31 protein-coding genes are annotated in these 25855 nt (G+C 63.8%); 10 read left to right on the plus strand and 21 right to left on the minus strand.

Annotated features, from left to right (window positions below):
• Positions 1-63 precede the first annotated feature (63 nt).
• The 3 genes from rsmD to AC07VU_RS06280 are packed head-to-tail and all read right to left on the minus strand — an operon-like array spanning position 64 to position 3522.
• Positions 64-684, minus strand: coding sequence for a 16S rRNA (guanine(966)-N(2))-methyltransferase RsmD (gene rsmD / locus AC07VU_RS06270; RefSeq protein ID WP_053262995.1), 621 nt, complete (start codon positions 682-684; stop codon positions 64-66).
• Positions 684-2174: a M16 family metallopeptidase gene (locus tag AC07VU_RS06275; protein ID WP_277589788.1), complete on the minus strand. Its 1491-nt coding sequence runs from the start codon at positions 2172-2174 to the stop codon at positions 684-686. The genes rsmD and AC07VU_RS06275 overlap by 1 nt, the downstream gene beginning before the upstream one ends.
• Entirely contained in the window at positions 2167-3522 is a 1356-nt protein-coding gene (locus tag AC07VU_RS06280; protein ID WP_007921220.1) for a M16 family metallopeptidase, read from the minus strand. Before AC07VU_RS06280 ends, AC07VU_RS06275 begins: the two co-directional genes overlap by 8 nt.
• A gap of 358 nt (positions 3523-3880) precedes the next feature.
• On the opposite strand from AC07VU_RS06280, the gene ftsY reads away from it, so the two are divergent.
• The 4 genes from ftsY (at position 3881) to rpoH (ending at position 8115) form a co-directional block, all read left to right on the plus strand.
• Positions 3881-5458, plus strand: a complete 1578-nt coding sequence (gene ftsY / locus AC07VU_RS06285) for a signal recognition particle-docking protein FtsY (RefSeq protein WP_495029620.1) — start codon at positions 3881-3883, stop codon at positions 5456-5458.
• The gene (gene ftsE / locus AC07VU_RS06290) at positions 5455-6126 is read left to right on the plus strand and encodes a cell division ATP-binding protein FtsE (RefSeq protein ID WP_007921216.1); all 672 of its coding nucleotides are present in this window, start codon (positions 5455-5457) and stop codon (positions 6124-6126) included. Before ftsY ends, ftsE begins: the two co-directional genes overlap by 4 nt.
• A complete protein-coding gene (ftsX, locus tag AC07VU_RS06295) occupies positions 6123-7145 on the plus strand; it encodes a permease-like cell division protein FtsX (protein WP_495029621.1) in 1023 nt (340 codons plus the stop codon). Before ftsE ends, ftsX begins: the two co-directional genes overlap by 4 nt.
• 115 nt (positions 7146-7260) lie before the next feature.
• A complete protein-coding gene (gene rpoH / locus AC07VU_RS06300) occupies positions 7261-8115 on the plus strand; it encodes an RNA polymerase sigma factor RpoH (RefSeq protein WP_007921212.1) in 855 nt (284 codons plus the stop codon).
• Between the two features lie 148 nt (positions 8116-8263).
• On the opposite strand, the gene mtgA is transcribed toward rpoH, so the two are convergent.
• On the minus strand, positions 8264-8986 hold the full coding sequence (mtgA, locus tag AC07VU_RS06305) for a monofunctional biosynthetic peptidoglycan transglycosylase (protein WP_150053300.1): 723 nt from the start codon (positions 8984-8986) through the stop codon (positions 8264-8266).
• A gap of 73 nt (positions 8987-9059) precedes the next feature.
• Here mtgA and AC07VU_RS06310 point away from each other — a divergent pair, with 73 nt between their 5' ends.
• The 4 genes from AC07VU_RS06310 to trmB all read left to right on the plus strand — a co-directional run bounded on the left by AC07VU_RS06310 (position 9060) and on the right by trmB (position 11319).
• Positions 9060-9431 carry a DUF423 domain-containing protein gene (locus tag AC07VU_RS06310; protein WP_102680478.1) on the plus strand — a complete coding sequence of 124 codons (372 nt, stop codon included), beginning with the start codon at positions 9060-9062 and terminating at the stop codon, positions 9429-9431.
• 90 nt (positions 9432-9521) lie between these two features.
• Positions 9522-9722, plus strand: a complete 201-nt coding sequence (thiS, locus tag AC07VU_RS06315; protein ID WP_007921206.1) for a sulfur carrier protein ThiS — start codon at positions 9522-9524, stop codon at positions 9720-9722.
• 67 nt (positions 9723-9789) lie between these two features.
• Positions 9790-10584, plus strand: a complete 795-nt coding sequence (locus AC07VU_RS06320; protein ID WP_007921204.1) for a thiazole synthase — start codon at positions 9790-9792, stop codon at positions 10582-10584.
• A 9-nt stretch (positions 10585-10593) separates the two neighbouring features.
• Positions 10594-11319, plus strand: a complete 726-nt coding sequence (trmB, locus tag AC07VU_RS06325; RefSeq protein ID WP_495029622.1) for a tRNA (guanosine(46)-N7)-methyltransferase TrmB — start codon at positions 10594-10596, stop codon at positions 11317-11319.
• A 107-nt stretch (positions 11320-11426) separates the two neighbouring features.
• On the opposite strand, the gene AC07VU_RS06330 is transcribed toward trmB, so the two are convergent.
• The 11 genes from AC07VU_RS06330 to AC07VU_RS06380 all read right to left on the minus strand — a co-directional run bounded on the left by AC07VU_RS06330 (position 11427) and on the right by AC07VU_RS06380 (position 19156).
• A complete protein-coding gene (locus AC07VU_RS06330) occupies positions 11427-11975 on the minus strand; it encodes an RNA 2'-phosphotransferase (protein WP_274304928.1) in 549 nt (182 codons plus the stop codon).
• A gap of 157 nt (positions 11976-12132) precedes the next feature.
• Positions 12133-12456, minus strand: a complete 324-nt coding sequence (locus AC07VU_RS06335) for a DUF3392 domain-containing protein (RefSeq protein ID WP_007921199.1) — start codon at positions 12454-12456, stop codon at positions 12133-12135.
• A gap of 22 nt (positions 12457-12478) precedes the next feature.
• Complete coding sequence (gene hemW, locus AC07VU_RS06340) at positions 12479-13681, minus strand: radical SAM family heme chaperone HemW (protein ID WP_495029623.1); 1203 nt, start codon at positions 13679-13681, stop codon at positions 12479-12481.
• Positions 13681-14274, minus strand: coding sequence for an RdgB/HAM1 family non-canonical purine NTP pyrophosphatase (gene rdgB / locus AC07VU_RS06345; RefSeq protein WP_277589783.1), 594 nt, complete (start codon positions 14272-14274; stop codon positions 13681-13683). The genes hemW and rdgB overlap by 1 nt, the downstream gene beginning before the upstream one ends.
• The gene (locus AC07VU_RS06350; protein WP_277589782.1) at positions 14271-14705 is read right to left on the minus strand and encodes a DUF4426 domain-containing protein; all 435 of its coding nucleotides are present in this window, start codon (positions 14703-14705) and stop codon (positions 14271-14273) included. The genes rdgB and AC07VU_RS06350 overlap by 4 nt, the downstream gene beginning before the upstream one ends.
• A 24-nt stretch (positions 14706-14729) precedes the next feature.
• Complete coding sequence (gene metW, locus AC07VU_RS06355; protein WP_007921185.1) at positions 14730-15350, minus strand: methionine biosynthesis protein MetW; 621 nt, start codon at positions 15348-15350, stop codon at positions 14730-14732.
• Between the two features lie 7 nt (positions 15351-15357).
• Positions 15358-16497, minus strand: a complete 1140-nt coding sequence (gene metX / locus AC07VU_RS06360; protein WP_009046028.1) for a homoserine O-succinyltransferase MetX — start codon at positions 16495-16497, stop codon at positions 15358-15360.
• Positions 16498-16696: 199 nt separating this feature from the next.
• Positions 16697-16990, minus strand: a complete 294-nt coding sequence (locus AC07VU_RS06365; protein WP_009046027.1) for a DUF167 domain-containing protein — start codon at positions 16988-16990, stop codon at positions 16697-16699.
• A gap of 13 nt (positions 16991-17003) precedes the next feature.
• Entirely contained in the window at positions 17004-17594 is a 591-nt protein-coding gene (locus AC07VU_RS06370; RefSeq protein ID WP_009046026.1) for a YggT family protein, read from the minus strand.
• 10 nt (positions 17595-17604) lie between these two features.
• Positions 17605-18423 carry a pyrroline-5-carboxylate reductase gene (proC, locus tag AC07VU_RS06375; protein ID WP_007929984.1) on the minus strand — a complete coding sequence of 273 codons (819 nt, stop codon included), beginning with the start codon at positions 18421-18423 and terminating at the stop codon, positions 17605-17607.
• A 34-nt stretch (positions 18424-18457) separates the two neighbouring features.
• On the minus strand, positions 18458-19156 hold the full coding sequence (locus AC07VU_RS06380; RefSeq protein WP_274304926.1) for a YggS family pyridoxal phosphate-dependent enzyme: 699 nt from the start codon (positions 19154-19156) through the stop codon (positions 18458-18460).
• Between the two features lie 57 nt (positions 19157-19213).
• Between AC07VU_RS06380 and AC07VU_RS06385 the strand changes: the two genes are divergently transcribed.
• The gene (locus AC07VU_RS06385) at positions 19214-20248 is read left to right on the plus strand and encodes a type IV pilus twitching motility protein PilT (protein ID WP_277589781.1); all 1035 of its coding nucleotides are present in this window, start codon (positions 19214-19216) and stop codon (positions 20246-20248) included.
• Positions 20249-20324: 76 nt separating this feature from the next.
• Here AC07VU_RS06385 and AC07VU_RS06390 read toward each other — a convergent pair whose 3' ends face one another.
• The gene (locus AC07VU_RS06390) at positions 20325-20957 is read right to left on the minus strand and encodes a C40 family peptidase (RefSeq protein ID WP_007929981.1); all 633 of its coding nucleotides are present in this window, start codon (positions 20955-20957) and stop codon (positions 20325-20327) included.
• Positions 20958-21207: 250 nt separating this feature from the next.
• On the opposite strand from AC07VU_RS06390, the gene AC07VU_RS06395 reads away from it, so the two are divergent.
• Positions 21208-21627, plus strand: a complete 420-nt coding sequence (locus AC07VU_RS06395; RefSeq protein ID WP_085532999.1) for an NINE protein — start codon at positions 21208-21210, stop codon at positions 21625-21627.
• A 105-nt stretch (positions 21628-21732) separates the two neighbouring features.
• Here the strand turns inward: AC07VU_RS06395 and AC07VU_RS06400 are convergent, their stop codons facing one another.
• The 5 genes from AC07VU_RS06400 to AC07VU_RS06420 form a co-directional block, all read right to left on the minus strand.
• The gene (locus AC07VU_RS06400; protein WP_087092454.1) at positions 21733-23004 is read right to left on the minus strand and encodes a dihydroorotase; all 1272 of its coding nucleotides are present in this window, start codon (positions 23002-23004) and stop codon (positions 21733-21735) included.
• Entirely contained in the window at positions 23001-24005 is a 1005-nt protein-coding gene (locus AC07VU_RS06405) for an aspartate carbamoyltransferase catalytic subunit (protein WP_007929978.1), read from the minus strand. Before AC07VU_RS06405 ends, AC07VU_RS06400 begins: the two co-directional genes overlap by 4 nt.
• 26 nt (positions 24006-24031) lie before the next feature.
• Positions 24032-24538 (minus strand): bifunctional pyr operon transcriptional regulator/uracil phosphoribosyltransferase PyrR, encoded by a 507-nt coding sequence (pyrR, locus tag AC07VU_RS06410; RefSeq protein WP_007929976.1) that lies wholly within the window; start codon positions 24536-24538, stop codon positions 24032-24034.
• A 121-nt stretch (positions 24539-24659) separates the two neighbouring features.
• Positions 24660-25097 (minus strand): Holliday junction resolvase RuvX, encoded by a 438-nt coding sequence (gene ruvX / locus AC07VU_RS06415; RefSeq protein WP_495029624.1) that lies wholly within the window; start codon positions 25095-25097, stop codon positions 24660-24662.
• A complete protein-coding gene (locus AC07VU_RS06420) occupies positions 25097-25666 on the minus strand; it encodes a YqgE/AlgH family protein (protein WP_053262979.1) in 570 nt (189 codons plus the stop codon). The genes ruvX and AC07VU_RS06420 overlap by 1 nt, the downstream gene beginning before the upstream one ends.
• Between the last annotated feature and the right edge of the window lie 189 nt (positions 25667-25855).

Below are 25855 nucleotides of genomic sequence, written 5' to 3' on the forward strand. Positions count from 1 at the left end.
GGTGATTCTCGTAGCAGCGGTGCGCGTCCCCGGCGGGGTTGCGCACCTTTTCAGGCCAGTGGTTTAACCGGCGATCTCTGCCGTACGTTGCCACAAGGCGTAGTACACCTGCCCGGATTTTTGCTCGCGGTGCAGGCGCCAGTTCGCCGGGAGGCCGAGGGTCGAAGGCGCGGTTTCACTTTCGGTATAGACCCAGGCGTCGTCGGCCAGCCAGTCGCGTTCTTCCAGCAGGGCACAGGTGGCCGGCAGCAGGTTCTGATGGAACGGCGGGTCGAGGAACACCAGGTCGAAACGGCTGGCCGGCTGGGTTTCCAGGTAACGCAGGGCGTCGGCGGTCTGCACCTGGCCGACGGTGCAGCGCAGGGTGCCCAGGTGTTCGCGCAGGCGCGACACGGCCAGGTTGCTGGCATCCAGCGCCTGGCCCATGGCGGCGCCACGGGACAGGGCTTCGAGAAACAGCGCGCCGCTGCCGGCGAATAGGTCGAGCACCTTGGCCCCGGCGACATAGGGCGCCAGCCAGTTGAACAGGGTCTCGCGCACCCGGTCCGGAGTCGGGCGCAGGCCCGGCACATCGGGGAAGCTCAGGCGGCGGCTGCGCCACTCGCCGCCGATGATGCGCAGTTGGCCCACACCGTTGTGCTGGTTATGGACGGGTTTCTTGCTGGGACGCGATGGGCTGGCCATTAGTGCTCCGGAACCCCGAGCGGCTGCTCGGCGGGTTTGTCAGTTGGGGCCGGCAACGGCTTTTGCGGCACGGTCGGGCCGGCGGTGACGATGACCATCTTGTCGGCGCCCAGATGCTTGTTCAGCACGTCCCGGACCTGCTCCACGGTCAGGCTCTGGGACTGCTGCATGAAGTCTTCAAGATAGCTCAGCGGCAGGTTGTAGAAGCCGATGGCGCCCAGTTGGCCGACGATGTCGGCGTTGCTGGCGGTGGACAGCGGGAAGCTGCCGGCCAGTTCGCGCTTGGCGTCGTCGAGTTCCTTCTGGGTCGGGCCGGTCTTGAGGTAGTCGGCGAGCACGTCCTGCACCAGCTTGAGGGTGCCCTCGCTCATTTCGGCACGGGTTTGCAGGTTGATCATGAACGGGCCACGGGCCTGCATCGGGCTGAAGCCGGAATAGACGCCGTAGGTCAGGCCGCGCTTCTCGCGCACTTCGCTCATCAGCCGGGTGCCAAAACCACCACCGCCAAGGATCTGGTTGCCCAGGGACAACGCGGCGTAGTCCGGGTCGTCACGATCGATGCCCAGTTGCGCCAGCAGCAGGCTGGTCTGGCTGGAGGGGTATTCGATATGGCCGATGCTGGCTTGTGGCTCGCTCGGTTGCGGGATTTTCGCCAGCGCCGGGCCTTTGGGCAGGGCGGCGGAGATCTGCGCGGCAATTGCCTCGGCATCGCTGCGCGACAGGTCGCCCACCAATGCGATCACCACGTTGCCGGCGGCATAGGCTTTGGCGTGGAACGCCCGCAGTTGGGCCAGGCTGATCGGCGGCACGCTTTGCGCGGTGCCATCGCTGGAATGGGCATACGGATGGCTGCCGTACAGGCGTTTCATCAGTTCCAGGCTCGCCAGCTTGCCGGGGTTCTGCTTCTGGTACTCGAAGCCGGCGAGCATCTGGTTCTTGATGCGCGCCAGGGAGTCGGCCGGGAAGGTCGGCTTGCCGACGACATCGGCGAACAGCTGCAGGGCCGGCGTGCGTTTGTCCGGCGCGCTGAGGCTGCGCAGGGACGCGATGGCCATGTCCTTGTAGGCACCGTTGCCGAAATCGGCACCCAGGCCCTCGAAACCTTCGGCGATCGCGCCGACATCCTTGCCGGCCACGCCTTCGTTGAGCATGGCGTTGGTCAGCATCGCCAGGCCTGGCGCGTCGCCATCCTGGCTGCTGCCGGCGGCGAAGGTCAGGCGCATGTCGAACATCGGCAGCTCATGGGCTTCGACGAACAGTACCTTGGCGCCTTCGGCGGTGCTCCAGGTCTTGATGTCGAGGCTGCGGCGGCTTGGGGCCTTACCGTCGAGCTCGGTCAAGGATTGCAGCTTCTGGCTGCTCTTGGCCTTGTCCAGCGCCTGGCTGGCGTCGGATGGGTCCGCGCGCAGCAGATAAAGGCCGGCGGCGGTGATCAGGGCCACGAGTGCCAGGCCGAGCAGGACCGGGCTGGCGCTTTTGCGCTTACTCATGAGCGGACTCCTCAGGCAATACGTGGGCAACGCTCAGGCGTTCGCGGGTGAAATAGGTACGAGCGGCCTTCTGGATGTCTTCAGGGGTCACGCTTTGCAGTTCGGCGAGTTCGGTGTCCATGAGTTTCCAGGACAGGCCGACGGTTTCCAGCTGGCCGATGGCGGTGGCCTGGCTGGTGATGGAGTCACGTTCGTAGACCAGGCCGGCGATCACCTGGGCGCGCACGCGTTCCAGTTCTTCGGCGGTCGGCGGGGTGGTTTTCAGCTCTTCGAGCAGGCGCCACAGCCCGGCTTCGGCCTGGGCGATGGTTTTCTTCTTCTGGCTGTTGGGCATGGCCGAAAGCAGGAACAGGCTGTCGCCGCGGGTGTAGGCGTCGAAGCTCGACGAGCCGCCGGACACCAGCTCTTCGCCGCGCTCCAGGCGGGTCGGGATGCGGGCGCTGTAGCCGCCGTCGAGCAGCGCGGCGATCAGGCGCAGGGCGTGCACCGAATGCTTGTCTTCGGCGGTGGCGATGCTCGGCACGTTGAAGGCCAGCATCACGCTCGGGAGCTGGGTCTTCACCCGAAGGGTGATCTGCCGCTCGCCGGGCTCGGCCAGTTCCAGGGGAATCTTCGCCGCGGGCACGGCGCGCTTGGGAATGGCGCCGAAATAACGTTGGGCCAGGGTTTTGACTTCGTCCGGGGTCACGTCGCCGACCACCACCAGGGTGGCATTGTTCGGCACGTACCAGGATTCATACCAGTGGCGCAGTTCCTCGACCTTCATCCGGTTGAGGTCGGCCATCCAGCCGATGGTCGGCGTGTGGTAGCCGCTGGCCGGATAGGCCATCGCCTTGAAGCGCTCGAAGGCCTTGGACATCGGCTTGTCGTCGGTGCGCAGGCGGCGCTCTTCCTTGATCACTTCGATTTCGCGGCTGAACTCGTCGGGCGGCAGGCGCAGGCTGGCCATGCGATCGGCTTCCAGCTCGAAGGCCACGCCCAGGCGGTCACGGGCCAGCACCTGGTAATAGGCGGTGAAATCGTCGCTGGTGAAGGCGTTCTCTTCGGCGCCCAGGTCGCGCAGGATCAGCGAGGCTTCGCCGGGGCCGACCTTTTCGCTGCCTTTGAACATCATGTGTTCCAGGGCGTGGGACAAACCGGTCTGGCCCGGGGTTTCGTAACTGGAGCCGACTTTGTACCAGACCTGGGAGACCACGACCGGAGCCCGATGGTCTTCGCGGACCACGACCTTGAGGCCGTTATCGAGGGTGAATTCGTGGGTGGGTTGTGGATCGGCAGCCAAGGCTGAAAGGGGCAGACAAACCGTACTGAGCAGCAGGCCTGCGGCGCGGCGGGCTAGAGCATTCATTCGTTTTTTAAACCTGTTGGACTGCCCGCTTGGTCTTAGCGTCGGCGGGCGAGGAGATGCTAGGATACTGATCCGTTTTACTGGCGGCCACGCCTATCAGGCTCGCATGGATCAATGTGTGCTTGAGCAGGTTGTATGGGTTCCCGGCAAGAAGTGCTGTTTTATCGACTAGACTTCGACTTTTCGCCGATTTTGCCGTTTCAGTCCTTTAGTAAAATCGATCCTTGAGATGCCATTGGGCACCTCGACAAAATGTTGCGCGTGAACAAGCCGGCGGAAACGCAGTCTGTTCTGCATCGAATATTTATTTGCCGGTGCGCCTTGATGGCGCGTCGCTACCTTGAGATAGCCGTCCTCCATGTTTGGTTCCAACGACGACAAGAAGACCCCAGCCGCGGCTGGCGAAAAGAAAGGCCTGTTCGGATGGCTGCGCAAAAAGCCGCAGGAAACCGTCGTCGAACAGCCACAAGTCCCTGTCGAGCCTGCCCCGGCTCCCGCTCCCGTGATAGAGCAAGCCTCGGTTGCCGAAGTCGCCGCTCCTGTGGTGTCGCCGATCGCCGATCCGATTCGGCAGCCTGAACAGCCCGCACCAGCGGCCGAGCCTGCTCCCGCGCCGGAACTGCCGCTGACCCCCGATCCCGAGCACAAGCCCTGGCTGACCCTGCCGGTGGCGGAAGAACCGGTGGCGTTGGTGGAAGACGAGCAGGCGCCGCACATCACCCCGCCGATTCCGGCCGCGACCGATCTGCAGCAAGCCGCCGAGCTGTTGGTGGCCGAGTTGGCACACAGCAGCGAGCCAGCTGAAGCCCAGGCGCAGATTGAAGAAGAGGATGTGCCACAACCGGTGATCGCGGCTTTCGTGAAGCCCGAACTTGTACCAGAACCGGAGCCTGCCCCGGTTGTCGCTGCTCCAGTTACTCCAGTTACTCCAGTTACTCCAGTTACTCCAGTCGCGGCGGTCGAAGCGCCCGCTGCCGTCGAGCCGCCCCGTGCCGAGGAAAACAAGGTCGGTTTCTTCGCCCGCCTCAAGCAGGGCCTGTCCAAGACCAGCGCCAGCATCGGCGAAGGCATGGCCAGCCTGTTCCTGGGCAAGAAGACCATCGACGACGAACTGCTGGAAGATATCGAAACCCGTCTTCTGACCGCCGACGTGGGCGTGGAAGCCACCGCGGTGATCATTCAGAACCTGACCCAGAAGGTCGCGCGCAAACAACTGACCGACGTCGATGCGCTGTACAAGTCGCTGCAGGCCGAACTGGCGAGCATGCTCAAGCCGGTGGAGCAGCCGCTGCGGATCGCTTCGCAAACCAAGCCGTTCGTGATTCTGGTGGTGGGCGTCAACGGCGCCGGCAAGACCACCACCATCGGCAAGCTGGCCAAGAAGCTGCAGCTCGAAGGCAAGAAGGTCATGCTCGCCGCGGGCGACACCTTCCGCGCCGCGGCGGTGGAACAGCTGCAAGTCTGGGGCGAGCGCAACAAGATCCCGGTCATCGCCCAGCACACCGGCGCCGATTCGGCTTCGGTGATCTTCGACGCCGTGCAGGCCGCCAAGGCTCGTGGCATCGATGTGCTGATCGCCGACACCGCCGGTCGCCTGCACACCAAAGACAACCTGATGGAAGAGTTGAAGAAGGTTCGCCGGGTGATCGGCAAGCTGGACGCTGACGCGCCGCACGAAGTGCTGCTGGTGCTCGATGCCGGTACTGGCCAGAACGCCATCAACCAGGCCAAGCAGTTCAACCAGACGGTCGAGCTGACCGGCCTGGCCCTGACCAAGCTCGATGGCACCGCTAAAGGCGGGGTGATCTTCGCCCTGGCCAAGCAGTTCGGCCTGCCGATCCGCTACATCGGCGTCGGTGAGGGCATCGATGACCTGCGTACCTTTGAAGCCGAACCCTTTGTCCAGGCACTGTTTGCCGAGCGGGAGCGTTCATGATTCGTTTCGAACAGGTCGGTAAGCGTTACTCGAATGGCCATGTCGGCCTGCACGAGCTGAGTTTCCGGGTTCGTCGCGGCGAGTTTCTGTTCGTCACCGGCCACTCCGGCGCCGGCAAGTCCACGCTGCTGCGGTTGCTGCTGGCCATGGAGCGCCCGACCAGCGGCAAGCTGTTGTTGGCCGGTCAGGACCTGAGCACCATCAGCAATGCGCAGATTCCATTCCTGCGGCGGCAGATCGGCGTGGTGTTCCAGAACCACCAACTGCTGTTCGATCGCACCGTTTTCAACAACGTCGCCTTGCCGCTGCAGATCCTCGGCCTGTCCAAGGCTGAAATCGCCAAGCGCGTGGACTCGGCCCTGGAGCGCGTGGCGCTCTCGGACAAGACCGATCTCTACCCGGGCGACCTGTCCACCGGTCAGCAGCAGCGCGTCGGCATTGCCCGCGCCATCGTGCACCGCCCGGCCTTGCTGCTGGCGGACGAACCCACAGGTAACCTCGACCCGCGTCTGGCGGCGGAAATCATGGGCGTATTCGAAGATATCAACCGTCTGGGCACCAGCGTGCTGATCGCCAGTCACGACCTGGCGCTGATCGCGCGCATGCGTCACCGCATGCTGACCCTGCAACGCGGCCGATTGATCGGCGACGGGGAGGCTGGCGTATGAGTGCGACCCGTAGCCCCAAAGTGGCCGAACGCGTGGCTCCGAAAGCCTCGGACCAGCCGCCGCAGAAGAAAAAGCGCGACGAAGACGACGGCCCGGATTTCGGCACCCTGTTGCATGCCTGGATCGAAAGCCACCGCGCCAGCCTGCTGGACAGCCTGCGTCGCCTGGGCAAGCAGCCGATCGGCAGCTTCTTCACCTGCCTGGTGATGGCCGTGGCCTTGAGCCTGCCGATGGGCTTGTCGTTGTTGCTCAACAACGTCGAGCGCCTGGGCGGGTCCTGGCAGCGCGCGGCGCAGATTTCCCTGTACCTGGAACTCGACGCCAGCGCCACCGAGGGCGAAAGCCTGAGCGAGCAGATCAAGGCCATACCGGGCGTGGCGGATGCCGAGTTCATCAGCAAGGACAAGGCCCTGGACGAGTTCCAGCAGCAGTCCGGGCTGGGCGAGGCGCTCAAGGAGTTGCCGCAGAACCCGCTGCCGGGCGTGGTCCTGGTCACGCCGAACGAAGTGGACAAGGCAACCCTGGAAGCCTTGCGTCAGCGCCTGGCAGAAATGCCCAAGGTGCAACAGGCGCAACTGGACCTGGTGTGGGTCGAGCGGCTGGCGGCGATCCTCAAGCTGGGCGACCGGTTTGTCTTCGGTCTGACGGTGTTGCTGGTTTCTGCATTACTTTTGGTGATAGGCAATACCATTCGTCTTCATATTGAAAACCGCCGCACCGAGATAGAAGTGATTAAACTCGTCGGCGGCACGGACAGTTATGTACGGCGTCCCTTCCTTTATATGGGCGCCCTGTATGGTTTCGGTGCGGGGGTTCTGTCCTGGGGTGTTCTGGCGTTCGGCCTCGATTGGCTGAACGATGCGGTAGTGGGGCTGGCCGGTTTGTACGGCAGTGATTTTGCCCTGGCTGGCGTGCCGGTCGCCGATGGTCTATCACTCTTGCTTGGCGCGGTGTTGTTGGGGTATATCGGTGCGTGGATTGCAGTCGCCCGCCACTTGCGGGAGCTGGCGCCGAAATAGTGTCTTTTTGCTTGTATTGACCTTTTAGAATTTTTGGGAACTTGTTTTGCGGTTTCCGGTCAATTTTCAGCAGTGCTGAATAAGCACGAGTTATGTGAGTCGGAGGTTTTTTCGTATGACCACTTCTTTGCAACCTGCTTATGCCTTGGTCCCGGGTGCGAACCTGGAGGCCTATGTGCACACGGTGAACAGCATTCCATTGCTGACGCCCGAGCAGGAGCGTGAACTGGCCGAGAGTCTCTACTATGAGCAGGATCTTGAGGCGGCTCGGCAGATGGTGCTCGCCCACCTGCGTTTTGTCGTACATATCGCCCGTAGCTATTCCGGCTACGGTCTGGCCCAGGCCGACCTGATTCAGGAAGGCAATGTCGGGCTGATGAAGGCTGTAAAACGCTTCAACCCGGAAATGGGTGTGCGTCTGGTTTCGTTCGCCGTGCACTGGATCAAGGCGGAAATCCACGAGTTCATCCTGCGCAACTGGCGCATCGTGAAAGTCGCGACCACCAAGGCCCAGCGCAAGCTGTTCTTCAACCTGCGCAGCCAGAAGAAGCGCCTGGCCTGGTTGAACAACGAAGAAGTCCATCGTGTGGCGGAAAGCCTCGGTGTGGAGCCGCGCGAAGTGCGCGAGATGGAAAGCCGCCTGACCGGCCATGACATGGCCTTCGACCCAGCCGCCGAAGCGGATGACGACAGCGCCTTCCAATCGCCGGCCAACTACCTGGAAGACCACCGGTACGATCCGGCCCGTCAGCTGGAAGATGCCGACTGGACCGACAACTCCACCAGCAACCTGCACGAGGCGCTGGAAGTGCTGGACGACCGCAGTCGCGACATCCTCTACCAGCGCTGGCTGGCGGAAGAGAAAGCCACGCTGCACGACCTGGCGCAGAAGTACAACGTGTCGGCCGAGCGTATTCGTCAGCTCGAGAAGAGCGCGATGAACAAGCTCAAGCTGTCGATTGCCGCGTAATACGCCACGCAATAAAAAACGCCCCGATCCGATCGGGGCGTTTTTGTTTGTGGCGTTGGAGCGGTGGTGTCTGTGGGGATGCTATCGCGAGCAAGCTTCGCTCCTACAGAAGAAGACGCGGGCCTGTAGCGCGATCAGATCCTGGGCATCACTGCGCCCACAGCGCCTTGCGCGAATCGTTCAGGCCCAGCAGGTAGCTGTCGCCACCCAACTGGCTCATCTGCCGGCGGATCCAGCCGGCCCGTTGTGCCACGTAGCTGCTCGGATGGCTGGCGCTCCATACCCGAGGGTTGGGCAGGACCGCGGCCAGCAGGCTGGCCTGTTGCCGCGACAGCGAGCCCGCGCTGACACCGAAGTGGTGCCGCGCCGCGGCCTCGGCGCCAAATACGCCTTCGTCCCACTCAACGCTGTTGAGGTAGACCTCGAGAATCCGTTGCTTGGGCCAGAAGATCTCGATCAGCCCGGTGAACCAGGCTTCCAACCCTTTGCGCAGCCAACTGCGCCCAGCCCACAGGAACAGGTTCTTCGCCACCTGCTGGCTCAGGGTGCTGGCGCCGCGAATCGAGCCGCCGCGCTCGTTGTGGGCGAAGGCGGCCTGGATCGCGCCAATGTCGAACCCCCAGTGTTCAGGGAACTTCTGGTCTTCGCCGGCGATCACCGCCACCTTCAGGTCGTCGGAGATTTCGTCCCAGGGTTTCCAGCTGCGTTGCAGGTCGATGGGCTCGCCGTCGATCCAGGATTCGATCTTGCGTTCGACCATCAAGGCCGTGCCCGGAGGCGGCACGACGCGGAACACCAGCACCAGCAAAACGCTGCCGACGGCGAACCAGAACAGGGCTTTAGAGAAACGACGGAAAAATAAACGCAGCATAGAGATGGCTTGGCCGAACCCGTTGAGCGCGCCATTATACAGGCCCGACCGACGATTCTGACTGGAGTTCCTCATGCTGCGTGGCTTCCTGATGCTGGCCGCCTTTTTCGGCTTTACCGGCGTTGCCCTGGGCGCATTCGCTGCCCATGGCCTGAAAAATCGCCTGAGCGCGGAATACCTGGCGATTTTCCATACCGGCGTCACCTACCAGCTGGTGCACACCCTGGCGCTGCTGGGCGTGGCGCTGCTGGCCACGCAGATCCCCGGCCGCCTGGTGACCTGGGCCGGCGCTTCGTTCGCCATCGGCATCCTGCTGTTTTCCGGCAGCCTCTACCTGCTGACCCTGACCGGTTTCAGCAAGCTGGGCATCGTCACCCCCTTCGGTGGCCTGGCCTTCCTGGTCGGCTGGTTGTGCCTGGGTCTTGCCGCCTGGCGGTTGAGCTGACCGGCAGGTCCATTTCGAGACGAATGGCTTGGGTCGGCCAGACTGATCGGGCTAGAATGCTGGCCCCTAAAAATGATGGCGGCATTCGGCATGCGCATTCAGTTGAACGGCGAATCCTTTGAACTGCCCGACGGCGAAACCGTTGCGGCCCTGCTGACCCGTCTGGACCTGACCGGACGCCGGATCGCGGTCGAACTCAACCTGGATATCGTCCCGCGCAGCCAGCACGCCGAGACCACCCTCAACGAGGGCGATCAGGTCGAAGTGGTACACGCCATCGGCGGCGGCTAGCCACCCGGGCCAGGGCTGGCCCCACCCACGAATTCTGCAAGAACCTCACCCCAACAGAGGATTTCCGATGAGCAACGTTCGCAGCGACAAGCCTTTCGTCCTGGCCGGTCGTACTTACCAGTCGCGTTTGCTGGTAGGCACCGGCAAGTACCGTGACATGGAAGAAACCCGCCTGGCCATCGAAGCCTCGGGGGCCGAGATCGTCACCGTCGCCGTGCGCCGGACCAATATCGGGCAGAACCCGGGCGAACCGAACCTGCTGGATATCCTGCCGCCGGATCGCTACACCATCCTGCCGAACACCGCTGGCTGCTATGACGCGGTCGAAGCCGTGCGCACCTGTCGCCTGGCCCGTGAGCTGCTCGACGGTCACAATCTGGTGAAGCTGGAAGTACTGGCTGACCAGAAAACCCTGTTCCCCAACGTGCTGGAAACCCTCAAGGCCGCCGAAGTGCTGGTCAAGGAAGGTTTCGACGTGATGGTGTACACCAGCGATGACCCGATCATCGCTCGCCAGCTGGCGGAAATGGGCTGCATCGCGGTCATGCCGCTGGCCGGCCTGATCGGTACCGGCCTGGGGATCTGCAACCCGTACAACCTGCAGATTATCCTCGAAGAAGCCAAGGTCCCGGTGCTGGTGGATGCCGGTGTCGGCACTGCCTCCGACGCCACCATCGCCATGGAACTGGGTTGCGAAGCGGTGCTGATGAACTCGGCCATCGCCCATGCGCAACAACCGGTGCTGATGGCCGAAGCCATGAAGCACGCCATTGTGGCAGGCCGCCTGGCGTACCTCGCCGGCCGCATGCCGAAGAAACTCTATGCCAGCGCCTCCTCGCCGCTGGATGGTCTGATCAAGTAAGAGCCATTGATGACTGAATCAAACGACACGCCAATCCAGCCGGAAGCCGGCGACGAGCGCCAACACCGCCGCATCAAGAGTTTCGTGATGCGCGCCGGGCGCATGACCGAAGGCCAGCAGCGCGGCCTGGAGCAGGGCGCGCCGCTGTATGTGCTGCCGCTGGCCAACGCGCCGGTGGATTTCGATCAGGTGTTTGGTCGCTCGGCACCACGCTCCCTGGAAATCGGCTTCGGCATGGGCCACTCGCTGCTGGAAATGGCCGCGGCCGCGCCGGAGCAGGATTTCATTGGTGTGGAAGTGCACCGTCCGGGGGTCGGCGCGTTGCTCAACGGCGTGCTGACCCAGGGCCTGACCAACCTGCGGGTTTACGATTGCGATGCGATCGAAGTGCTCAACCGCTGCATCGCCGATAACAGCCTGGATCGCCTGATGCTGTTTTTCCCCGATCCGTGGCACAAGAGCCGTCACCACAAGCGGCGTATCGTCCAGGCGTCCTTCGCCGAGCTGGTGCGCAGCAAGCTGAGGGTCGGCGGCATCCTGCATATGGCCACCGACTGGGAGCCTTACGCCGAGTACATGCTGGAAGTGATGAATGTCGCGCCGGGTTACCGCAACCTGGCCGAAGACGGCAAGTGCGTGCCACGCCCGGCCGAACGCCCGATCACCAAGTTCGAGCGCCGCGGCGAGCGCCTGGGTCATGGGGTGTGGGACCTGAAGTTCGAAAAGCTGGCGTGAGCCCTGCTGTGTAGGAGCATCCGATCGATGCTCGATTGCTCGCGATCGGCTGCCAGGCTGAAAGATAGCGGCGCTGCGAAGTCCGCTATCGCGAGCAAGCTTCGCTCCTACAGGGGCGAGAGGAAATCGACGGGAACGTGATCGGTCAGCCAGACCCCGTTCTCCGCCTGATAGAACTTGAAGCCCTGCGCCTGCATATCCTGTGCGGCGATCTTGAGTATCACCACCTTCCCGTAACGTTGCCCCACTGCTTCGGCGGTTGCCGGGTCCTGTGACAGGTGCACGTGATGACGTGAGCCTGGGATCAGGCCTTTCTCGTTGATCGCGTCGATGAACCGCGTGGCAGTGCCGTGGTAAAGCACGGCCGGTGGCTGCTGCTCGGCCAGTTGCAGGTTCACGGTCTTGCTGGAATGACCTTGCACGGCGCGGATACGCTGGCTGTCCTCGGACAGGGCAAAGCGCTTCTTGTCGTTGCTGGCAACCACCTCGGCGATCAGTTCGGGCGTCAACTGGCGTCCTTCCCTGCTTGCACCGCCGATCAAGGCCTCGACTTCGGCCCAGCCTTCGCTGTCCAGCTGCAGGCCAATCGCCTGCGGCTCGTGACGCAGCACGTAGCTGAGGAACTTGCTGACTTCTTCGGCGGCTTTCCTGCTCATATTCATCCTTGTGCATAAGTCATGTAGCCGCTGCCGCAGGCTGCGATCGGTTGCGAAGCGACCGCCAAGCCTGTCGATGCGATACGTCAGGTGTAACGCAGTGTCTGGGTTTATGGCTGCTGCGCAGCCAATCGCAGCCTGCGGCAGCGGCTACAGGTCAGCGACGGTCGGCGACCACGCCGATCAGCACCAGCACCACCAGCAGCACCGGCGCCAGGCTGTAGTTGTTGAACTGGCTCAGGCCGCGGACGATCCATGGCGTGGCGTAGATCAGCGCCGCGCCGCTGCCGATCATGCACAGCAGCGCCATCATCGGGACGCGCAGGGCGCCGGCGAGGCCGCCCAGGCGTGCTTCGACCCAGCCCTTGATATCGGCGCCGAACAGCACCAACAGGCAGCCGACGAGGGCCAGGGAGATTTCTGAAAGGTTGCTGCGACTCCAGCGGGACACGGTAGCGAGCAGGTCGAGTATCAAATCCATTCGTTTTCCCTTAGGGCTGAAATCAGCTTAGAAATTTCTGCAGCAAGTCATTGAGGAACAGCTGGCCGCGCGGGGTGGCGGCCAGGCGTGACGGTTCGACCTGTAAGAGGCCGCTTTGTTCGGCGTCGCGGCGACCTTCGGCGAGGCTTTCCAGGGGCAGCCCGGTACGCTGCGGATACAGCCGCGCCTCGACGCCTTCGGTCAGGCGCAGGGCGTTCATCAGGAACTCGAACGGCAGCTCTTCATTGCTCAGGTCCTTTTCGCCGGCCTTGAAGTTTTTCGCCGGGTTGAGGTAGTCCTTGGGCAGGCGGGTCTTCCAGGTGCGCACGATGCGCCCGTCTGGATGGCTGAGCTTGCCGTGTGCCCCGGCGCCGATGCCGATGAAGTCGCCGAAGCTCCAGTAATTGAGGTTGTGCCGGGCCGCCCGACCGGGCTGGGCATAGGCCGAGACTTCGTACTGGACGTAGCCGTGCTCGGCCAAAAGCGCCTGGCCGGCTTCCTGGATGTCCCACAGGGTGTCGTCTTCCGGCAGCGTCGGCGGCTGGTTCCAGAACACCGTATTGGGTTCCAGGGTCAGCTGGTACCAGGACAGGTGGGTCGGCTTCATGGCGATGGCCTGGCGCAGGTCGCCCAGGGCGTCGTCCAGGGACTGGTCGGGCAGGCCGTGCATCAGGTCCAGGTTGAAGTTGTCGAACCCGGCCTGGCGCGCCATGCCGGCGGCGCGCACGGCTTCGTCGCCATTGTGGATGCGGCCCAGGGCCTTGAGCTTGTCTTCCTGGAAACTCTGGATGCCGATCGACAGGCGATTGATGCCCAGGGCGCGATAGGCGGTGAACTTCTCCTGTTCGAAGGTCCCGGGGTTGGCTTCCAGGGTGATCTCGATGTCGCGGGCGAACGGGATGCGTTGCTCCACGCCTTTGAGCAACCGGCCCAGGGCCTGGGCGCTGAACAGGCTCGGCGTGCCGCCGCCGAAGAAGATCGAACTCAGCTCGCGGCCGTAGACGGCGGACAGGTCCTGGTCGAGGTCGGCCAGCAGGGCGTCGACGTACTCTTCTTCCGGCAGCACCGGGCTGGCGGCGTGGGAGTTGAAGTCGCAGTAAGGGCATTTGCGTACACACCACGGGATGTGGATGTACAGCGCCAGGGGCGGCAGCTGGGGCAGGGCCGCCCGGGGCGTTTGCGCACCGCCGAGAATCAGCGGTGGCGCGGACGAATCAATGGTCATTACAGGCTCAGGCGTTGCCGCAGAATGGCCATGGCGCGGGCGCGATGGCTGAGTTGGTTCTTTTGGATCGGGTCCAGCTCGGCGCTGGAGCAGTTGCGCTCCGGCACCCAGAACAGCGGGTCGTAGCCGAAACCGTGTTTGCCGCTGGCGGCCGTGAGGATGCGCCCGTGCCACAGGCCTTCGCAGAGGATCGGCAGCGGATCCTCGGCATGTCGCACCAGCGCCAGGACGCAGACGAACTGCGCGCCGCGCTCGGCCTCGGGAACGTCCTTCAGGGCGTCCAGCAGCTTGGCGTTGTTCGCCGCGTCGCCCTGGCCGTCGGCGTAGCGCGCCGAGTAGATGCCTGGCGCGCCGCCGAGGAAGTCCACCGCCAGGCCGGAATCGTCCGCCAGCGCCGGCAGGCCGGAAATGCGCGAAGCGTTGCGGGCCTTGAGGATGGCGTTCTCGACGAACGACAGGCCGGTTTCTTCCGGTTCGACGCTGCTGAACTCGCCGATCGAGCGCAGGTGCACCGAGTCGCCGAGCATGGCCTGGAGTTCCTTGAGCTTGCCGGCGTTATGGCTGGCCAGTACGAGTTGGGTAAAAGTCATCATTCGCCGGGGAAAAGCTCTTGGTTGAAGTTGATGGTGTTGATCGCGTCACCGGTCTGCACCTTGATTTCGAAGGTGCGGGTTTCCTGCTGTTCCACCGGGTACTGGGCGATGTAGTAGATCGCGCCCTGTTCGGTGACCTGCTTGAATTTCAGCGGCACCGACTGGCTGGTCAGGTCCTTGACGGTCCCGGTGACCTGGGCGATCAGCGGTTTGCCGGCCTTGAGCACGGAAACGTTGATCACGCCCTGGTTCTTGCTGCGCACCAGCTCCGCGGCCTTGGCGATATCCGGTTGCAGGAAGGTGGAGTTGAAGGTGTTGTAGTGCACGGTCACGTCACCGAACACTTCCTGGCGCTCGCCCTTGATGGGCTCGGCGGCCATTGCCGATGCGCTCAGGCACGCTGCCAATAGAAAAGTAACCAAGCGACCCATGATCGTTCTCCTTTTGAACCTGGTTTATACCGCGATCTGGTGATCCTGCAGGCCGGGGCTGCTGACGCGGTAGATGCCGATCTCACCTAACAGATTAGGCCATAGCTTACTGGCCCACCCGTGCCGGTGCTGTTGATCCACCGCAAGGCGATCGATGACCTTGGCTTCACGTTCGCGGCAAAGCTCTTCAAAGTCCTCGAACGTGCAGAAGTGAATGTTCGGCGTGTTGTACCAGGTGTACGGCAGGAATTCGGAGACCGGCATCCGCCCCTTGCTGGCCAGGTACCAGCGGCAGCGCCAGTGGCCGAAGTTGGGGAAGGTGATGATGCACTGGCGGCCGACCCGCAGCATTTCGTCGAGGATCCGGTCCGGGTAGTGCACGGCCTGCAGGGCCTGGGTCATGACCACGATGTCGAAGCTGTTGCTGGCGAAGTTGCCCAGGCCCTTGTCCAGGTCCTGCTCGATGACGTTGATGCCCTTGGCCACGCACTCGGCGATGTTGTCCGGGTCGTTTTCCAGGCCGTAGCCGGTGACTTGCTTGTGATCGCGCAGCCAGCTCAGCAGTTCGCCATTGCCGCAACCGAGGTCGAGCACGCGGCTGCCGGCGGGGATCCATTCCTGGATGATTTCCAGATCAGCTCTCATGGCGTCCTCACAGTGTTATACGGTTCATGTAGTTGCCGAACGCCTGCAGGTAACGCGGGATCGGAATCAGAAAGGCGTCGTGGCCCTGTGGGGCATCGATTTCCAGGTAGCTGACGTCCTTGCGCGCGGCCATCAGGGCATCCACCAGCTCCCGCGAGCGGGCCGGGGAGAAGCGCCAGTCGGTGGTGAAGGACATCACGCAGAACTTGGCCTTGGCGCCTTCGAAGGTTTTCGCCAGGTTATCGTCGAAGTTCGCCGCCGGATCGAAGTAATCCAGGGCCTTGGTCATCAGCAGGTAGGTGTTGGCGTCGAACCGCCCGGAGAACTCCTCGCCCTGATAACGCAGGTAGCTTTCGACCTGGAACTCGACGCTGTGGAAGTCGTAGTTGAGCTTTTCGCTCTTCAGGCCACGGCCGAATTTCTCGCCCATGGAGTCGTCGGACAGGTAGGTGATGTGCCCGACCATCCGCGCCAGCATCAGCCCGCGCTTGGGGATCACGCCCTGTTCCTGGAACGAACCGCCGTGGAATTCGGGGTCGGTGAGGATGGCCTGGCGCGCCACTTCGTTGAAGGCGATGTTCTGCGCCGACAGCTTGGGCGCCGAAGCAATGGCCAGGCAATGGCGCACCCGGTCCGGGTAGGTGATGGTCCATTGCAGGGCCTGCATGCCGCCCAGGCTGCCGCCGATCACGGCGGCCCACTGGTGGATGCCGATGCGGTCGGCCAGGCGCGCCTGGCTGTGCACCCAGTCTTCCACGGTCAGCACCGGGAAATCGGCGCCGAACGGCTTGCCGGTGTCCGGGTTGATGCTGCTCGGGCCGGTGGAGCCATTGCAACCGCCGAGGTTGTTCAGGCTGACGACGAAGAACTTGTTGGTGTCGATCGGCTTGCCCGGGCCGATGCAGCTGTCCCACCAGCCCGGCTTGCGGTCGTCGGGGCTGTGGTAGCCGGCGGCGTGGTGATGGCCGGACAGGGCGTGGCAGATCAGCACGGCATTGCTCGCCGTGGCGTTCAGCTGGCCGTAGGTTTCGTAGATCAGATCATAGGCTGGCAGGGAGCGGCCGCAGGCCAGGGCCAGGGGCTCGCTGAAATGCGCCACTTGCGGCGTCACCAGACCAACGGAATCGGCGGGAAAGGCAGTTGGCATCGACCCTGCTCTCGTTTAAATGAGGCGTAAGTCTAAAGACCGCTGCCCCCAGCGGCAAGCAAAGGCCTGTGTGGGTTGCGCCAATCGTTGTAGCCGCTGCCGAAGGCTGCGATCGACCGCGAAGCGGGCGCTGCTTTTCAGGGCCCAGGAAGGGCCTTCGGCCCTTATCGCAGCCTGCGGCAGCGGCTACAGAGAGTGATCAGGATGGACGCTGCAGTCCGGGCAGATCCGGGAGTTTTTTCGGTGCGTTGATCCGCACCCGTTTCTGCCGGTTCAACTCGCCGCTGATCAGGCTGACCTGGCTCTTGGACACGCCGAAGGCCTTGGCCAGGAACGCCATCAAATAAGCGTTGGCCTTGCCCTCCACCGGCGGCGCGGTGAGGCGGATCTTCAGGCGCTCGCCATGCAGCCCGGCGAAATCATCGCTACGGGCCGCAGGTTGCAGGTGGCACTCCAGGATCAGGTCGTCGCCGTCCCAGCGAAAGTAACTCATCACAGAGGCCGGGTCAGATCAGCAGACGCAGGATTTCCGGCATCATGGTCATGGCCGCCAGGTTGTTGATCACCAGCATGTCGATCAGCTTGAGCACCATGAACGCCAGGATTGGCGAGATATCCAGGCCGCCCATGCTCGGCAGGATGCGACGGAACGGCGCCAGGGCCGGCTCGCAGATCTGGTTGACCAGCTCGGCGCCCGGGTTATGGCTGCCCGGGGCGACCCAGGAAAGGATCACGCTGATGATCAGGGCGAAGAAGAAAATCTTCATGAACAGCGCGGTCACGCCGATGATCGACCAGATCAGCAGTTGCAGCGGGTTGCCGGTGGTGCCGTAAGTCAGCAGCAGGGTCAGGGCCATCAGCAGCAGTTGCACGAGGATCGCCAGGATCAGCGACGACATGTCCAGGCCGAACAGGCTCGGGATGACCCGGCGCATCGGCTTGAGCAGCGGCTGGGTGGCGCGCACGGCGAACTGGCACAGCGGGTTGTAGAAGTCGGCGCGGACCAGTTGCAGCACGAAGCGCAGCAGCACGATCAGCAGGTACAGGCTGCCCAGGGTTTGCAGCACGTACACTGCCGCAGTGTTCAATCCAATCATCATTGGCTCCTTATTGGCCCAGTTGTTCGGCCATCTCGGCCGAGCGGTGCGCGGCGGCACCCAATGCTTTTTCCACCAGGGCTTCGAAGCCACTGGCCTGGAACGACTTGATCGCGGCTTCCGTGGTCCCGGCCGGCGAGGTCACGCGGCGGCGCAGTTCGGCCGCGTCCACGTCGCTGGACACCGCCATGTGCGCCGCGCCCAGCGCGGTTTGCAGGGTCAGTTGGCGGGCGGTTTCCCGTGGCAGGCCGAGTTTTTCGCCGGCGGCGGTCATGGCTTCGATCAGCAGGAAGAAATACGCCGGGCCGCTACCGGACACCGCGGTCACCGCGTCCAGTTGCTGCTCCTGTTCCAGCCACAGGACGATGCCCACGGCCGACAGCAGTTCTTCGGCCTGCTGGCGTTGCGCCGCGCTCACCGCGGCGGTGGCGTACAGGCCGCTGGCGCCCTGGCGCAGCAGGGCTGGGGTGTTGGGCATGCAGCGCACAATCGGCTGCTCGCCGAGCCACTTGTTCATGCTGGCGCAGGTGATGCCGGCGGCGATGGACACGATCAACTGGTGCGGTTTCAGGCTGGGGCGCAGGGCTTCGCACACGGCCTTCATGGCCTGTGGCTTGACCGCCAGCACCACCACGTCGACGCCGTCGATGGCTTCGGCGTTGTCGGCGAACAGTTCAATGCCGTGCTCGGCCTGGACCTTGGCGCGGGTTTCGGCGCCCGGGTCGCTGGCGCGGATCTGGCTGGCGTCCAGGCCCTTGGCGCGCAGGCCGCCGATCAAGCTGGCAGCCATGTTGCCGGCGCCGATAAAGGCGATACGAGTCTTGCTCATGACAGGTCCTTATTCAGAGGTGAGGCCGCCACAGTCATGGCTGGCCATAATCGCGGGCACCAAACAGGGCGGTACCGATACGTACCCAGGTGGCGCCTTGGGCGATGGCCGCTTCGAGGTCGTGGCTCATGCCCATGGAAAGTGTGTCGGTTGGCAGGTCCAGGCTTTCGCGCAGGTTGTCGTTCAGGTTGCGCACGGCCGCGAAGGCAGCGTCCTGGGCGGCACGATCTTCAGTCGGCTCGGGAATCGCCATCAGCCCGCGCAGTTTCAGGCGCGGCAAGGCGCTGATGGCGCTGGCCAGGGCGGGCAGGTCGGCCGGTGTGCAGCCAGATTTGCTGGCCTCGCCACTGACATTGACCTGAATGCAGATGTTCAGCGGCGGCAAGTCGGCCGGGCGTTGCTCGGACAGGCGTTGAGCGATTTTCAAGCGATCCACGGAATGCACCCAGGCGAAGTTCTCGGCGATAGCTCGCGTCTTGTTCGACTGAATGGGGCCGATGAAGTGCCAACTCAAGGGCAGGTCGCCAAGTTCCGCCTGTTTGCCCAGGGCTTCTTGCAGGTAGTTCTCGCCGAAGTCGCGCAGACCGGCCGCGTAGGCTTCACGTAGCGCCGCGGCGGGCTTGGTCTTGCTCACGGCCAGCAGATGGATGCTGCTTTCGTCACGTTGCGAGGCCTGCGCCGCGGCACGGATCCGTGCGCTAACCAGGGCGATGTTGTCTGCTATCGTGGACATTCGATGTACGCCAGCGGGTCTTGGGTTCGCGGCATTCTACTGGAATTGGGGAACGCTATGGATATCACTGAGTTGCTGGCCTTCAGCGTCAAACAGGGCGCTTCGGACCTGCACCTCTCGGCCGGTTTGCCGCCGATGATTCGCATCGACGGCGATATTCGCCGGATCAACCTGCCGGTGCTGGAGGCGCAACAGGTGCATGAGCTGATCCTGGCCAGCATGACTGATCCGCAACGGGCCGAGTTCAAGGCCGCGCTGGAGATCGACTTTTCCTTCGCGGTGCCGGGCCTGGCGCGCTTTCGGGTCAATGCCTTCAACCATCAGCGCGGCGGTGGCGCGGTCTTTCGCAGCATTGCGGCCAAGGTGCCGGGCATGGACGAACTGGGCATGGGCGAGGTGTTTCGCCGCATCAGCGAAGTGCCCCGCGGCCTGGTGCTGGTGACCGGGCCGACCGGTTCGGGCAAGTCGACTACCCTGGCGGCGATGATCGATCACCTGAATCAGCACCGGCACCAGCACATCCTCACCATCGAGGACCCCATCGAGTTCATCCACGAATCGAAGAAGTGCCTGATCAACCAGCGCGAGGTGTATCGCGACACCCGCAGCTTCTCCACGGCCCTGCGCTCGGCCCTGCGCGAAGACCCAGATGTGATTCTGGTGGGGGAAATGCGCGACCTGGAAACCATCCGCCTGGCGCTGACCGCCGCGGAGACTGGGCATCTGGTGTTCGGCACCCTGCACACCACGTCGGCGGCGAAAACCGTGGACCGGGTGGTGGACGTATTCCCGGCCGAGGAGAAGGCGATGGTCCGCTCCATGCTCTCGGAATCGCTGCAGGCGGTGATTTCCCAGACGCTGGTGAAGCGTATCGGCGGAGGCCGGGTAGCGGCTCACGAGATCATGCTGGGCAGTGCGGCGATCCGTAACCTGATCCGCGAGGACAAGGTGGCGCAGATGTACTCGGCGATCCAGGCCGGCGGGGCGCTGGGGATGCAGACCCTGGACATGAGCCTGAAGGCGCTGGTGGATGCGGGGCTGGTCAGCCGGGAGCACGCCCGGGAAAAGGCGCGGGCGCCGGACAGTATTTGAAGAGGTATCGGGACGGCCAATGCAATCGCGAGCCATCGAGCGTGGTGGCTCGATGACTCGCGATCAGGGAGGGCGATCAGCGCTGAACGATGCGCAGGGTGTTCTGCTCTTTTGGCAGGACCCGCTTGGCCACTACGTAGTTCTTGTCCCAGTACGGCTTCTTCAGGGTATCGATGGTCACCGACTTGCCGCGGCGCGGCGCGTGGATGAAGCGATCGTTGCCCAGGTAGATGGCGACGTGGTTGACCCGGCGGCTCTTGAGGTTGAAGAACAGCAGGTCGCCAGGCTTGAGGTCCTTGCGCTCGACTTTCTGCCCGTGACCGCTGGCCATGGCGTTCGAGGTGCGCGGCAGATCGACGGCGGCGACGTCATTGAAGGCGTATTTCACCAGGCCGCTGCAGTCGAAGCCTTTACTTGGGCTGCTGCCGCCCCAACGGTAAGGAGTACCCAGTACGTTGACGGCACGGCTGAGCACGGTGCTGCTCTGCTTGGCCGCCATCTGCGGTACCGGCTTGCTGCTGACGCTGCTCAGGTGAGTCGGGCGTTTGACCGACAGCTTGTTCTTGGAGCTGTTCTTGCTGATTTGGGTGACGTGGGCTTTTGGAGTGAAGCCGTTCACGTTGGGAAGACGTTGCTCACGATTGGTGGCGTGGGCAGCCAGTGGCATCAATAGGCAAATGGTTAGCCATGTCTTGAAAAATGGACGCATTAGGCAAGGCTCATATGGGTTAGCGCGCAACTTTATAACAGCTTTTTTGTCACTTCTCAGGCCGTTGGTCGATTCAACCTGGAGGTCAAATTCGCTGAAGAGGCGGCAAATTGACGCAATTGTCCGACAGAAGTCAGGCAGTACAAGGGTTTCATGGCAGCGACCTTAACATTTGCCACACGTCGGCTGCCTGTAAAAAAGTCACAAAGAATTAAAGAAAATTTATCTATTGCGTGGAGCGAGGTACTCAATGAACACCTATCGCCCGGACGGTTCGACCCATGACACCCACAGCAAGGTGATCGGTTACCTGTTGTGGATTTTCGGTTTTACCGGCTCTCACCGCTTCTATTACGGCAAGCCGGTTACCGGAACCCTCTGGTTTTTCACCCTGGGCTTGCTGGGCATCGGCTGGCTGATCGACCTGTTCCTGATCCCGGCCATGGACCGCGAGGCCGACCTGCGTTTTACCCCGGGACCCATCGAATACAGCGTCGCCTGGATCCTCCTGACCTTTCTCGGGATCTTCGGCGTGCACCGCATGTATCAGGGCAAATGGATCAGCGGCCTGCTGTACTTGCTGACTGGCGGGGTGTTCTTTCTGGGGGTCTTGTATGACTTCTGGACGCTGAATGACCAGGTGTCGTTGCGTAACGCGCAGCGGCGTTGAATACAGGAGCGCCATCGCGAGCAAGCTCGCTCCTACAGAAGAAGTGCGGCGCCAATGGGGTCTGCGCCGTACCTGTAGGAGCGAGCTTGCTCGCGATCATGGCCGTCAGCCCTTGTGGCTGATCCGTCCATCCACCAGGGTGTAACGCACCACGCCCGGCAGGCTATGGCCGAGGAACGGGCAGTTCTCGCCTTTCGACAACCAGTGTTCGCCAGCCACCGTGGACGTGCTCGGGTCGAACAGCACCAGGTCCGCCGGAGCGCCCACCGCCAGCTTGCCGGCTGGCAGGCGCAGGGCGTCGGCCGGGCCGCTGCTCAGGCGGGCCAGCAGGGTCGACAAGTCGAGCAGACCGTCTTCCACCAGGGTCATGGCCAGCGGCAGCAGCAGCTCGACGCTGCTGATGCCCGGCTCGGTGGCGCCGAAAGGCGCCAGCTTGGCGTCGCGTTCGTGGGGCTGGTGATGGCTGGAGATGGCCTGGACCACCCCGGACTTCACGGCCTCGCGCAGGCCTTCGCGGTCGGCGCGTGAGCGCAGCGGCGGCTGGACGTGATAGAGGCTGGAGAAGTCGATCAGCGCGTCGTCGGTGAGGATCAGCTGGTACAGGGCCACGTCGGCGGTCACAGGCAGGCCACGGGCCTGGGCCTGGGCGATCAGGGCCACGCCCCGGGCGCTGGTCAGCTGGCTGAAGTGGGCGCGCACGCCGCTTTGCTCCACCAGCAGCAGGTCACGGGCCAGGGCCACGGTTTCCGCGGTTTCCGGAATGCCCGGCAGGCCGAGGAAGCTGGCGGTGGCGCCTTCGTGGGCCAGGCCGCCTTCGGCCAGGTCGCGGTCCTGGGAGTGGAAAATCACCGTCAGGTCGAAGGTCGCCGCGTACTCCAGCGCCCGGCACAGGGTGCGGGTGCTGCGAAAGCCATCCAGGCCGTTGCCGAAGGCCACGCAACCGGCGTCGCGCAGGGCGATCAGCTCGGCCAGCTGTTCGCCGTCCAGGCCTTTGCTCAGGGCGCCGATCGGGAACACCTTGGTGTTGCCGGCCTCGCGGGCGCGATCGAGGATCAGCTCGGCCACCGCCGAGGTGTCCAGCACCGGCTTGGTGCGCGGCGGGCAGCACAGGCTGGTGACGCCACCGGCCGCGGCGGCGCGGGTTTCGCTGGCGATGGTGCCTTTGCGGCTGTAGCCCGGCTCGCGCAGGGAGACGTTCAGGTCCACCAGCCCGGGCGCGGCCACCAGGCCCTTGGCGTCGAGGCTTTCAACCGCGCTGAAACCGGCGGGCGCGGCGCCGATGGCGACGATCTTGCCGGCTTCCAGATGGATATCGCTGACTTGATCCAGGCCGCTGCTTGGATCGATGACACGGGCGCCGAGAATGCTGAGCTTCACTGGGCGTTCTCCTGCTCGAATTGTCGCTGGGCGGTTTGCCCGCTCATGGCCATGGACAGTACGGCCATGCGTACCGCGATGCCGTAGGTCACCTGGTTGAGGATCACCGAGTGCGGACCGTCGGCCACCGCCGATTCGATCTCCACGCCGCGGTTGATCGGGCCCGGGTGCATGACGATGGCGTCCGGCTTGGCGCCGGCCAGGCGCGCGGTGGTCAGGCCGAACAGGCGGTAGAACTCGCCCTCGCTCGGCAGCAGGCCGCCCTGCATGCGCTCGCGCTGCAGGCGCAGCATGATCACCACGTCGACATCTTTCAGGCCTTCGGCCATGTCGGTGTAGACCTTCACCCCGTATTGCTCGATGCCGATCGGCAGCAGGGTCTTGGGCGCGATCACGCGGATGTCCGGGCAACCCAGGGTTTTCAGGGCCAGCATGTTCGAGCGCGCCACCCGTGAGTGCAGGATGTCGCCGACGATGGCCACCGAGAGGTTTTCGAAACCGCCCTTGTGCCGACGGATGGTGAGCATGTCGAGCATGCCCTGGGTCGGGTGGGCGTGGCGGCCGTCGCCGCCGTTGATGATCGCCACCTGCGGGCACACATGCTCGGCGATGAAGTGCGCAGCGCCGGAGTCGCCGTGGCGCACGACGAACATGTCGGCGGCCATGGCTTCGAGGTTGCGCAGGGTATCGAGCAGGGTTTCACCCTTGCTGGCCGAGGAGGTGGACACGTTGAGCGTGATCACGTCCGCCGACAGGCGCTGGGCCGCCAGTTCGAAGGTGGTACGGGTGCGGGTGGAGTTTTCGAAGAACACGTTGCACACGGTCTTGCCGCGCAGCAGAGGGACTTTCTTCACCGCCCGGGCGCCGACTTCGAGGAAGGAGTCGGCGGTGTCGAGGATTTCCGTCAGCAGCTCGCGACGCAGACCGTCGAGCGAGAGGAAGTGGCGCAGCTGGCCCTGATCGTTGAGCTGCAGCGGGCGCTTGGCGTCTAGAGGCGTCATCGCAATGGACTCTTTAGAGGGGCGAATTAAAGGGCGAGGTCTTGAAGCTCGAGTTGAAGCGGCGCAGGACCGGACAATTTTACCCGCTCGTGGGCGGCCAGCGACAGGGTGGCGCCGACCACGTTCGGACGAATCGGCAGCTCGGCGGCGTCCAGGTCCAGCAGGCAGACCAGGGTCACGCTGGCCGGGCGGCCGTAGTCGAACAGCTCGTTGAGGGCGGCGCGGATGGTGCGGCCGCTCATCAGCACGTCGTCGATCAGGATCAGGTGCTGGCCCTCGATCTCGAACGGCAGCTCGGAAGGGCGCACTTGCGGATGCAGGCCGTTCTGGCTGAAGTCGTCGCGGTAGAAGGACACATCCAGGGTGCCCAGCGGCGCGTCGCTGCCCAGTTCGGCGAGCAGGGCCTGGGCGACCCAGACGCCGCCGGTACGGATGCCGATATAGCGGGGCTCGCTGATGGCGCGTTGTTCCAGGTGGGCGGTGAGACGCACGGCCATCTGGCTGATCAGTTCGGCGGGATTGGGCAGGCTCATGATTGCTCCTTCGTGGGCCCGCGCCTGGTTGCATGCAGCAAGGCGCAGGGTCTTACGGCTGGTGTTGTGGCCAGGAGGCGCGTGGCCGGGGGTTGACCACGCATCTTCAGGATTCGGCGTTTCAGTTGTTCAACAGCGCTGCGTTTTCGTCGAGCCAGCCTTGCAGCAGCAGGGCGGCGGCGATGGCGTCGACCGGGTTGTCGCGGTAACTGCCTTTCTGGCCGCCGCGGGCCAGGCGTTCGCCCTTGGCCTCGAAGGTGGTCAGGCGTTCGTCATGGGTATAGAAGGGCAGGTTGTAGCGGCCATTGAGGCGCCGGGCGAATTTCTCGGCGCGCACGCACATCTCGCTCGGGGTGCCGTCCATGTTCAATGGCAGGCCGACCACCACCGCATCCGGCTTCCATTCCTTGATCAGGGCTTCGACCTGATTCCAGTCCGGCACGCCGTTCTGCGCCTTCAGGGTGCACAGCTCGCGGGCCTGGCCGGTGATGGCCTGGCCGACCGCCACGCCGATCTGCTTGGTGCCGTAGTCGAACCCGAGGATCAGTCGCAGGGTCATCAGGCGTGGCCCGCCTGGCTGGTCAGCAGGGCGAGGTTGATGCCCAGGTGCCTGGCCGCCGCTTCCAGGCGCAGTTCGCTGCTGGTGTTGAACAGGATGTCGGCGTCGAACGGGCAGGTCAGCCAGGCGTTGTCCGCCAGCTCGGCTTCCAGCTGCCCGGCTTCCCAGCCGGCATAACCGAGGGCGATCAGGCTTTTGGCCGGACCGACGCCATCGGCGATGGCGAACAGCACGTCCTGGGACGTCGACAGCGACAGGCCATCAAGCTCGACCGTGGCCTGGAAGGTCGGGCCGCTGGGGTGCAGGACAAAACCGCGATCGGTCTGCACCGGGCCGCCGATGAAGATCGGCACATGCTGGCAGAGCGCTGGCGGGTCGATCTCGGGGCGCAATTGCTCGAGGATATCGGCGAGGTTCAGGTCCTGCGGACGGTTGACCACCAACCCCATGGCGCCATTGGCATTGTGCTCGACGATGTAGGTCAAGGTGTGCGCAAAGTTCGGGTCGGCCATGTGCGGCATGGCGATCAGGAAGTGATGCTTGAGGTAGCTGGGGCTGACGTTTTTCATGAGCGCTAGTGTGGCGGTGGAGGGGCGAACTGACAAGCTGGGGATGCTCTCATTCCCCATGAATCCTGTAGCCACTGTCGAGCCTGCGAGGCTGCGTACGACTGCGCAGCAGGCGCAAATCTGCCCGCACGGTTTGCCTGGCACACTGCATGGACATTTTTTGCCGCCGCTACGCGCCCGTACGCAGCC

The sequence above is a fragment of the Pseudomonas sp. GW821-FHT02B10 genome (assembly GCF_059421865.1).

Excerpts from the sequence above, each read along its gene's own strand:
- rsmD (WP_053262995.1), bottom strand. The coding sequence starts at position 684 with ATGGCCAGCCCATCGCGTCCCAGCAAGAAACCCGTCCATAACCAGCAC.
- AC07VU_RS06275 (WP_277589788.1), bottom strand. The coding sequence starts at position 2,174 with ATGAGTAAGCGCAAAAGCGCCAGCCCGGTCCTGCTCGGCCTGGCACTC.
- AC07VU_RS06280 (WP_007921220.1), bottom strand. The coding sequence starts at position 3,522 with ATGAATGCTCTAGCCCGCCGCGCCGCAGGCCTGCTGCTCAGTACGGTT.
- ftsY (WP_495029620.1), top strand. The coding sequence starts at position 3,881 with ATGTTTGGTTCCAACGACGACAAGAAGACCCCAGCCGCGGCTGGCGAA.
- ftsE (WP_007921216.1), top strand. The coding sequence starts at position 5,455 with ATGATTCGTTTCGAACAGGTCGGTAAGCGTTACTCGAATGGCCATGTC.
- ftsX (WP_495029621.1), top strand. The coding sequence starts at position 6,123 with ATGAGTGCGACCCGTAGCCCCAAAGTGGCCGAACGCGTGGCTCCGAAA.
- rpoH (WP_007921212.1), top strand. The coding sequence starts at position 7,261 with ATGACCACTTCTTTGCAACCTGCTTATGCCTTGGTCCCGGGTGCGAAC.
- mtgA (WP_150053300.1), bottom strand. The coding sequence starts at position 8,986 with ATGCTGCGTTTATTTTTCCGTCGTTTCTCTAAAGCCCTGTTCTGGTTC.
- AC07VU_RS06310 (WP_102680478.1), top strand. The coding sequence starts at position 9,060 with ATGCTGCGTGGCTTCCTGATGCTGGCCGCCTTTTTCGGCTTTACCGGC.
- thiS (WP_007921206.1), top strand. The coding sequence starts at position 9,522 with ATGCGCATTCAGTTGAACGGCGAATCCTTTGAACTGCCCGACGGCGAA.
- AC07VU_RS06320 (WP_007921204.1), top strand. The coding sequence starts at position 9,790 with ATGAGCAACGTTCGCAGCGACAAGCCTTTCGTCCTGGCCGGTCGTACT.
- trmB (WP_495029622.1), top strand. The coding sequence starts at position 10,594 with ATGACTGAATCAAACGACACGCCAATCCAGCCGGAAGCCGGCGACGAG.
- AC07VU_RS06330 (WP_274304928.1), bottom strand. The coding sequence starts at position 11,975 with ATGAGCAGGAAAGCCGCCGAAGAAGTCAGCAAGTTCCTCAGCTACGTG.
- AC07VU_RS06335 (WP_007921199.1), bottom strand. The coding sequence starts at position 12,456 with ATGGATTTGATACTCGACCTGCTCGCTACCGTGTCCCGCTGGAGTCGC.
- hemW (WP_495029623.1), bottom strand. The coding sequence starts at position 13,681 with ATGACCATTGATTCGTCCGCGCCACCGCTGATTCTCGGCGGTGCGCAA.
- rdgB (WP_277589783.1), bottom strand. The coding sequence starts at position 14,274 with ATGATGACTTTTACCCAACTCGTACTGGCCAGCCATAACGCCGGCAAG.
- AC07VU_RS06350 (WP_277589782.1), bottom strand. The coding sequence starts at position 14,705 with ATGGGTCGCTTGGTTACTTTTCTATTGGCAGCGTGCCTGAGCGCATCG.
- metW (WP_007921185.1), bottom strand. The coding sequence starts at position 15,350 with ATGAGAGCTGATCTGGAAATCATCCAGGAATGGATCCCCGCCGGCAGC.
- metX (WP_009046028.1), bottom strand. The coding sequence starts at position 16,497 with ATGCCAACTGCCTTTCCCGCCGATTCCGTTGGTCTGGTGACGCCGCAA.
- AC07VU_RS06365 (WP_009046027.1), bottom strand. The coding sequence starts at position 16,990 with ATGAGTTACTTTCGCTGGGACGGCGACGACCTGATCCTGGAGTGCCAC.
- AC07VU_RS06370 (WP_009046026.1), bottom strand. The coding sequence starts at position 17,594 with ATGATTGGATTGAACACTGCGGCAGTGTACGTGCTGCAAACCCTGGGC.
- proC (WP_007929984.1), bottom strand. The coding sequence starts at position 18,423 with ATGAGCAAGACTCGTATCGCCTTTATCGGCGCCGGCAACATGGCTGCC.
- AC07VU_RS06380 (WP_274304926.1), bottom strand. The coding sequence starts at position 19,156 with ATGTCCACGATAGCAGACAACATCGCCCTGGTTAGCGCACGGATCCGT.
- AC07VU_RS06385 (WP_277589781.1), top strand. The coding sequence starts at position 19,214 with ATGGATATCACTGAGTTGCTGGCCTTCAGCGTCAAACAGGGCGCTTCG.
- AC07VU_RS06390 (WP_007929981.1), bottom strand. The coding sequence starts at position 20,957 with ATGCGTCCATTTTTCAAGACATGGCTAACCATTTGCCTATTGATGCCA.
- AC07VU_RS06395 (WP_085532999.1), top strand. The coding sequence starts at position 21,208 with ATGAACACCTATCGCCCGGACGGTTCGACCCATGACACCCACAGCAAG.
- AC07VU_RS06405 (WP_007929978.1), bottom strand. The coding sequence starts at position 24,005 with ATGACGCCTCTAGACGCCAAGCGCCCGCTGCAGCTCAACGATCAGGGC.
- pyrR (WP_007929976.1), bottom strand. The coding sequence starts at position 24,538 with ATGAGCCTGCCCAATCCCGCCGAACTGATCAGCCAGATGGCCGTGCGT.
- ruvX (WP_495029624.1), bottom strand. The coding sequence starts at position 25,097 with ATGACCCTGCGACTGATCCTCGGGTTCGACTACGGCACCAAGCAGATC.
- AC07VU_RS06420 (WP_053262979.1), bottom strand. The coding sequence starts at position 25,666 with ATGAAAAACGTCAGCCCCAGCTACCTCAAGCATCACTTCCTGATCGCC.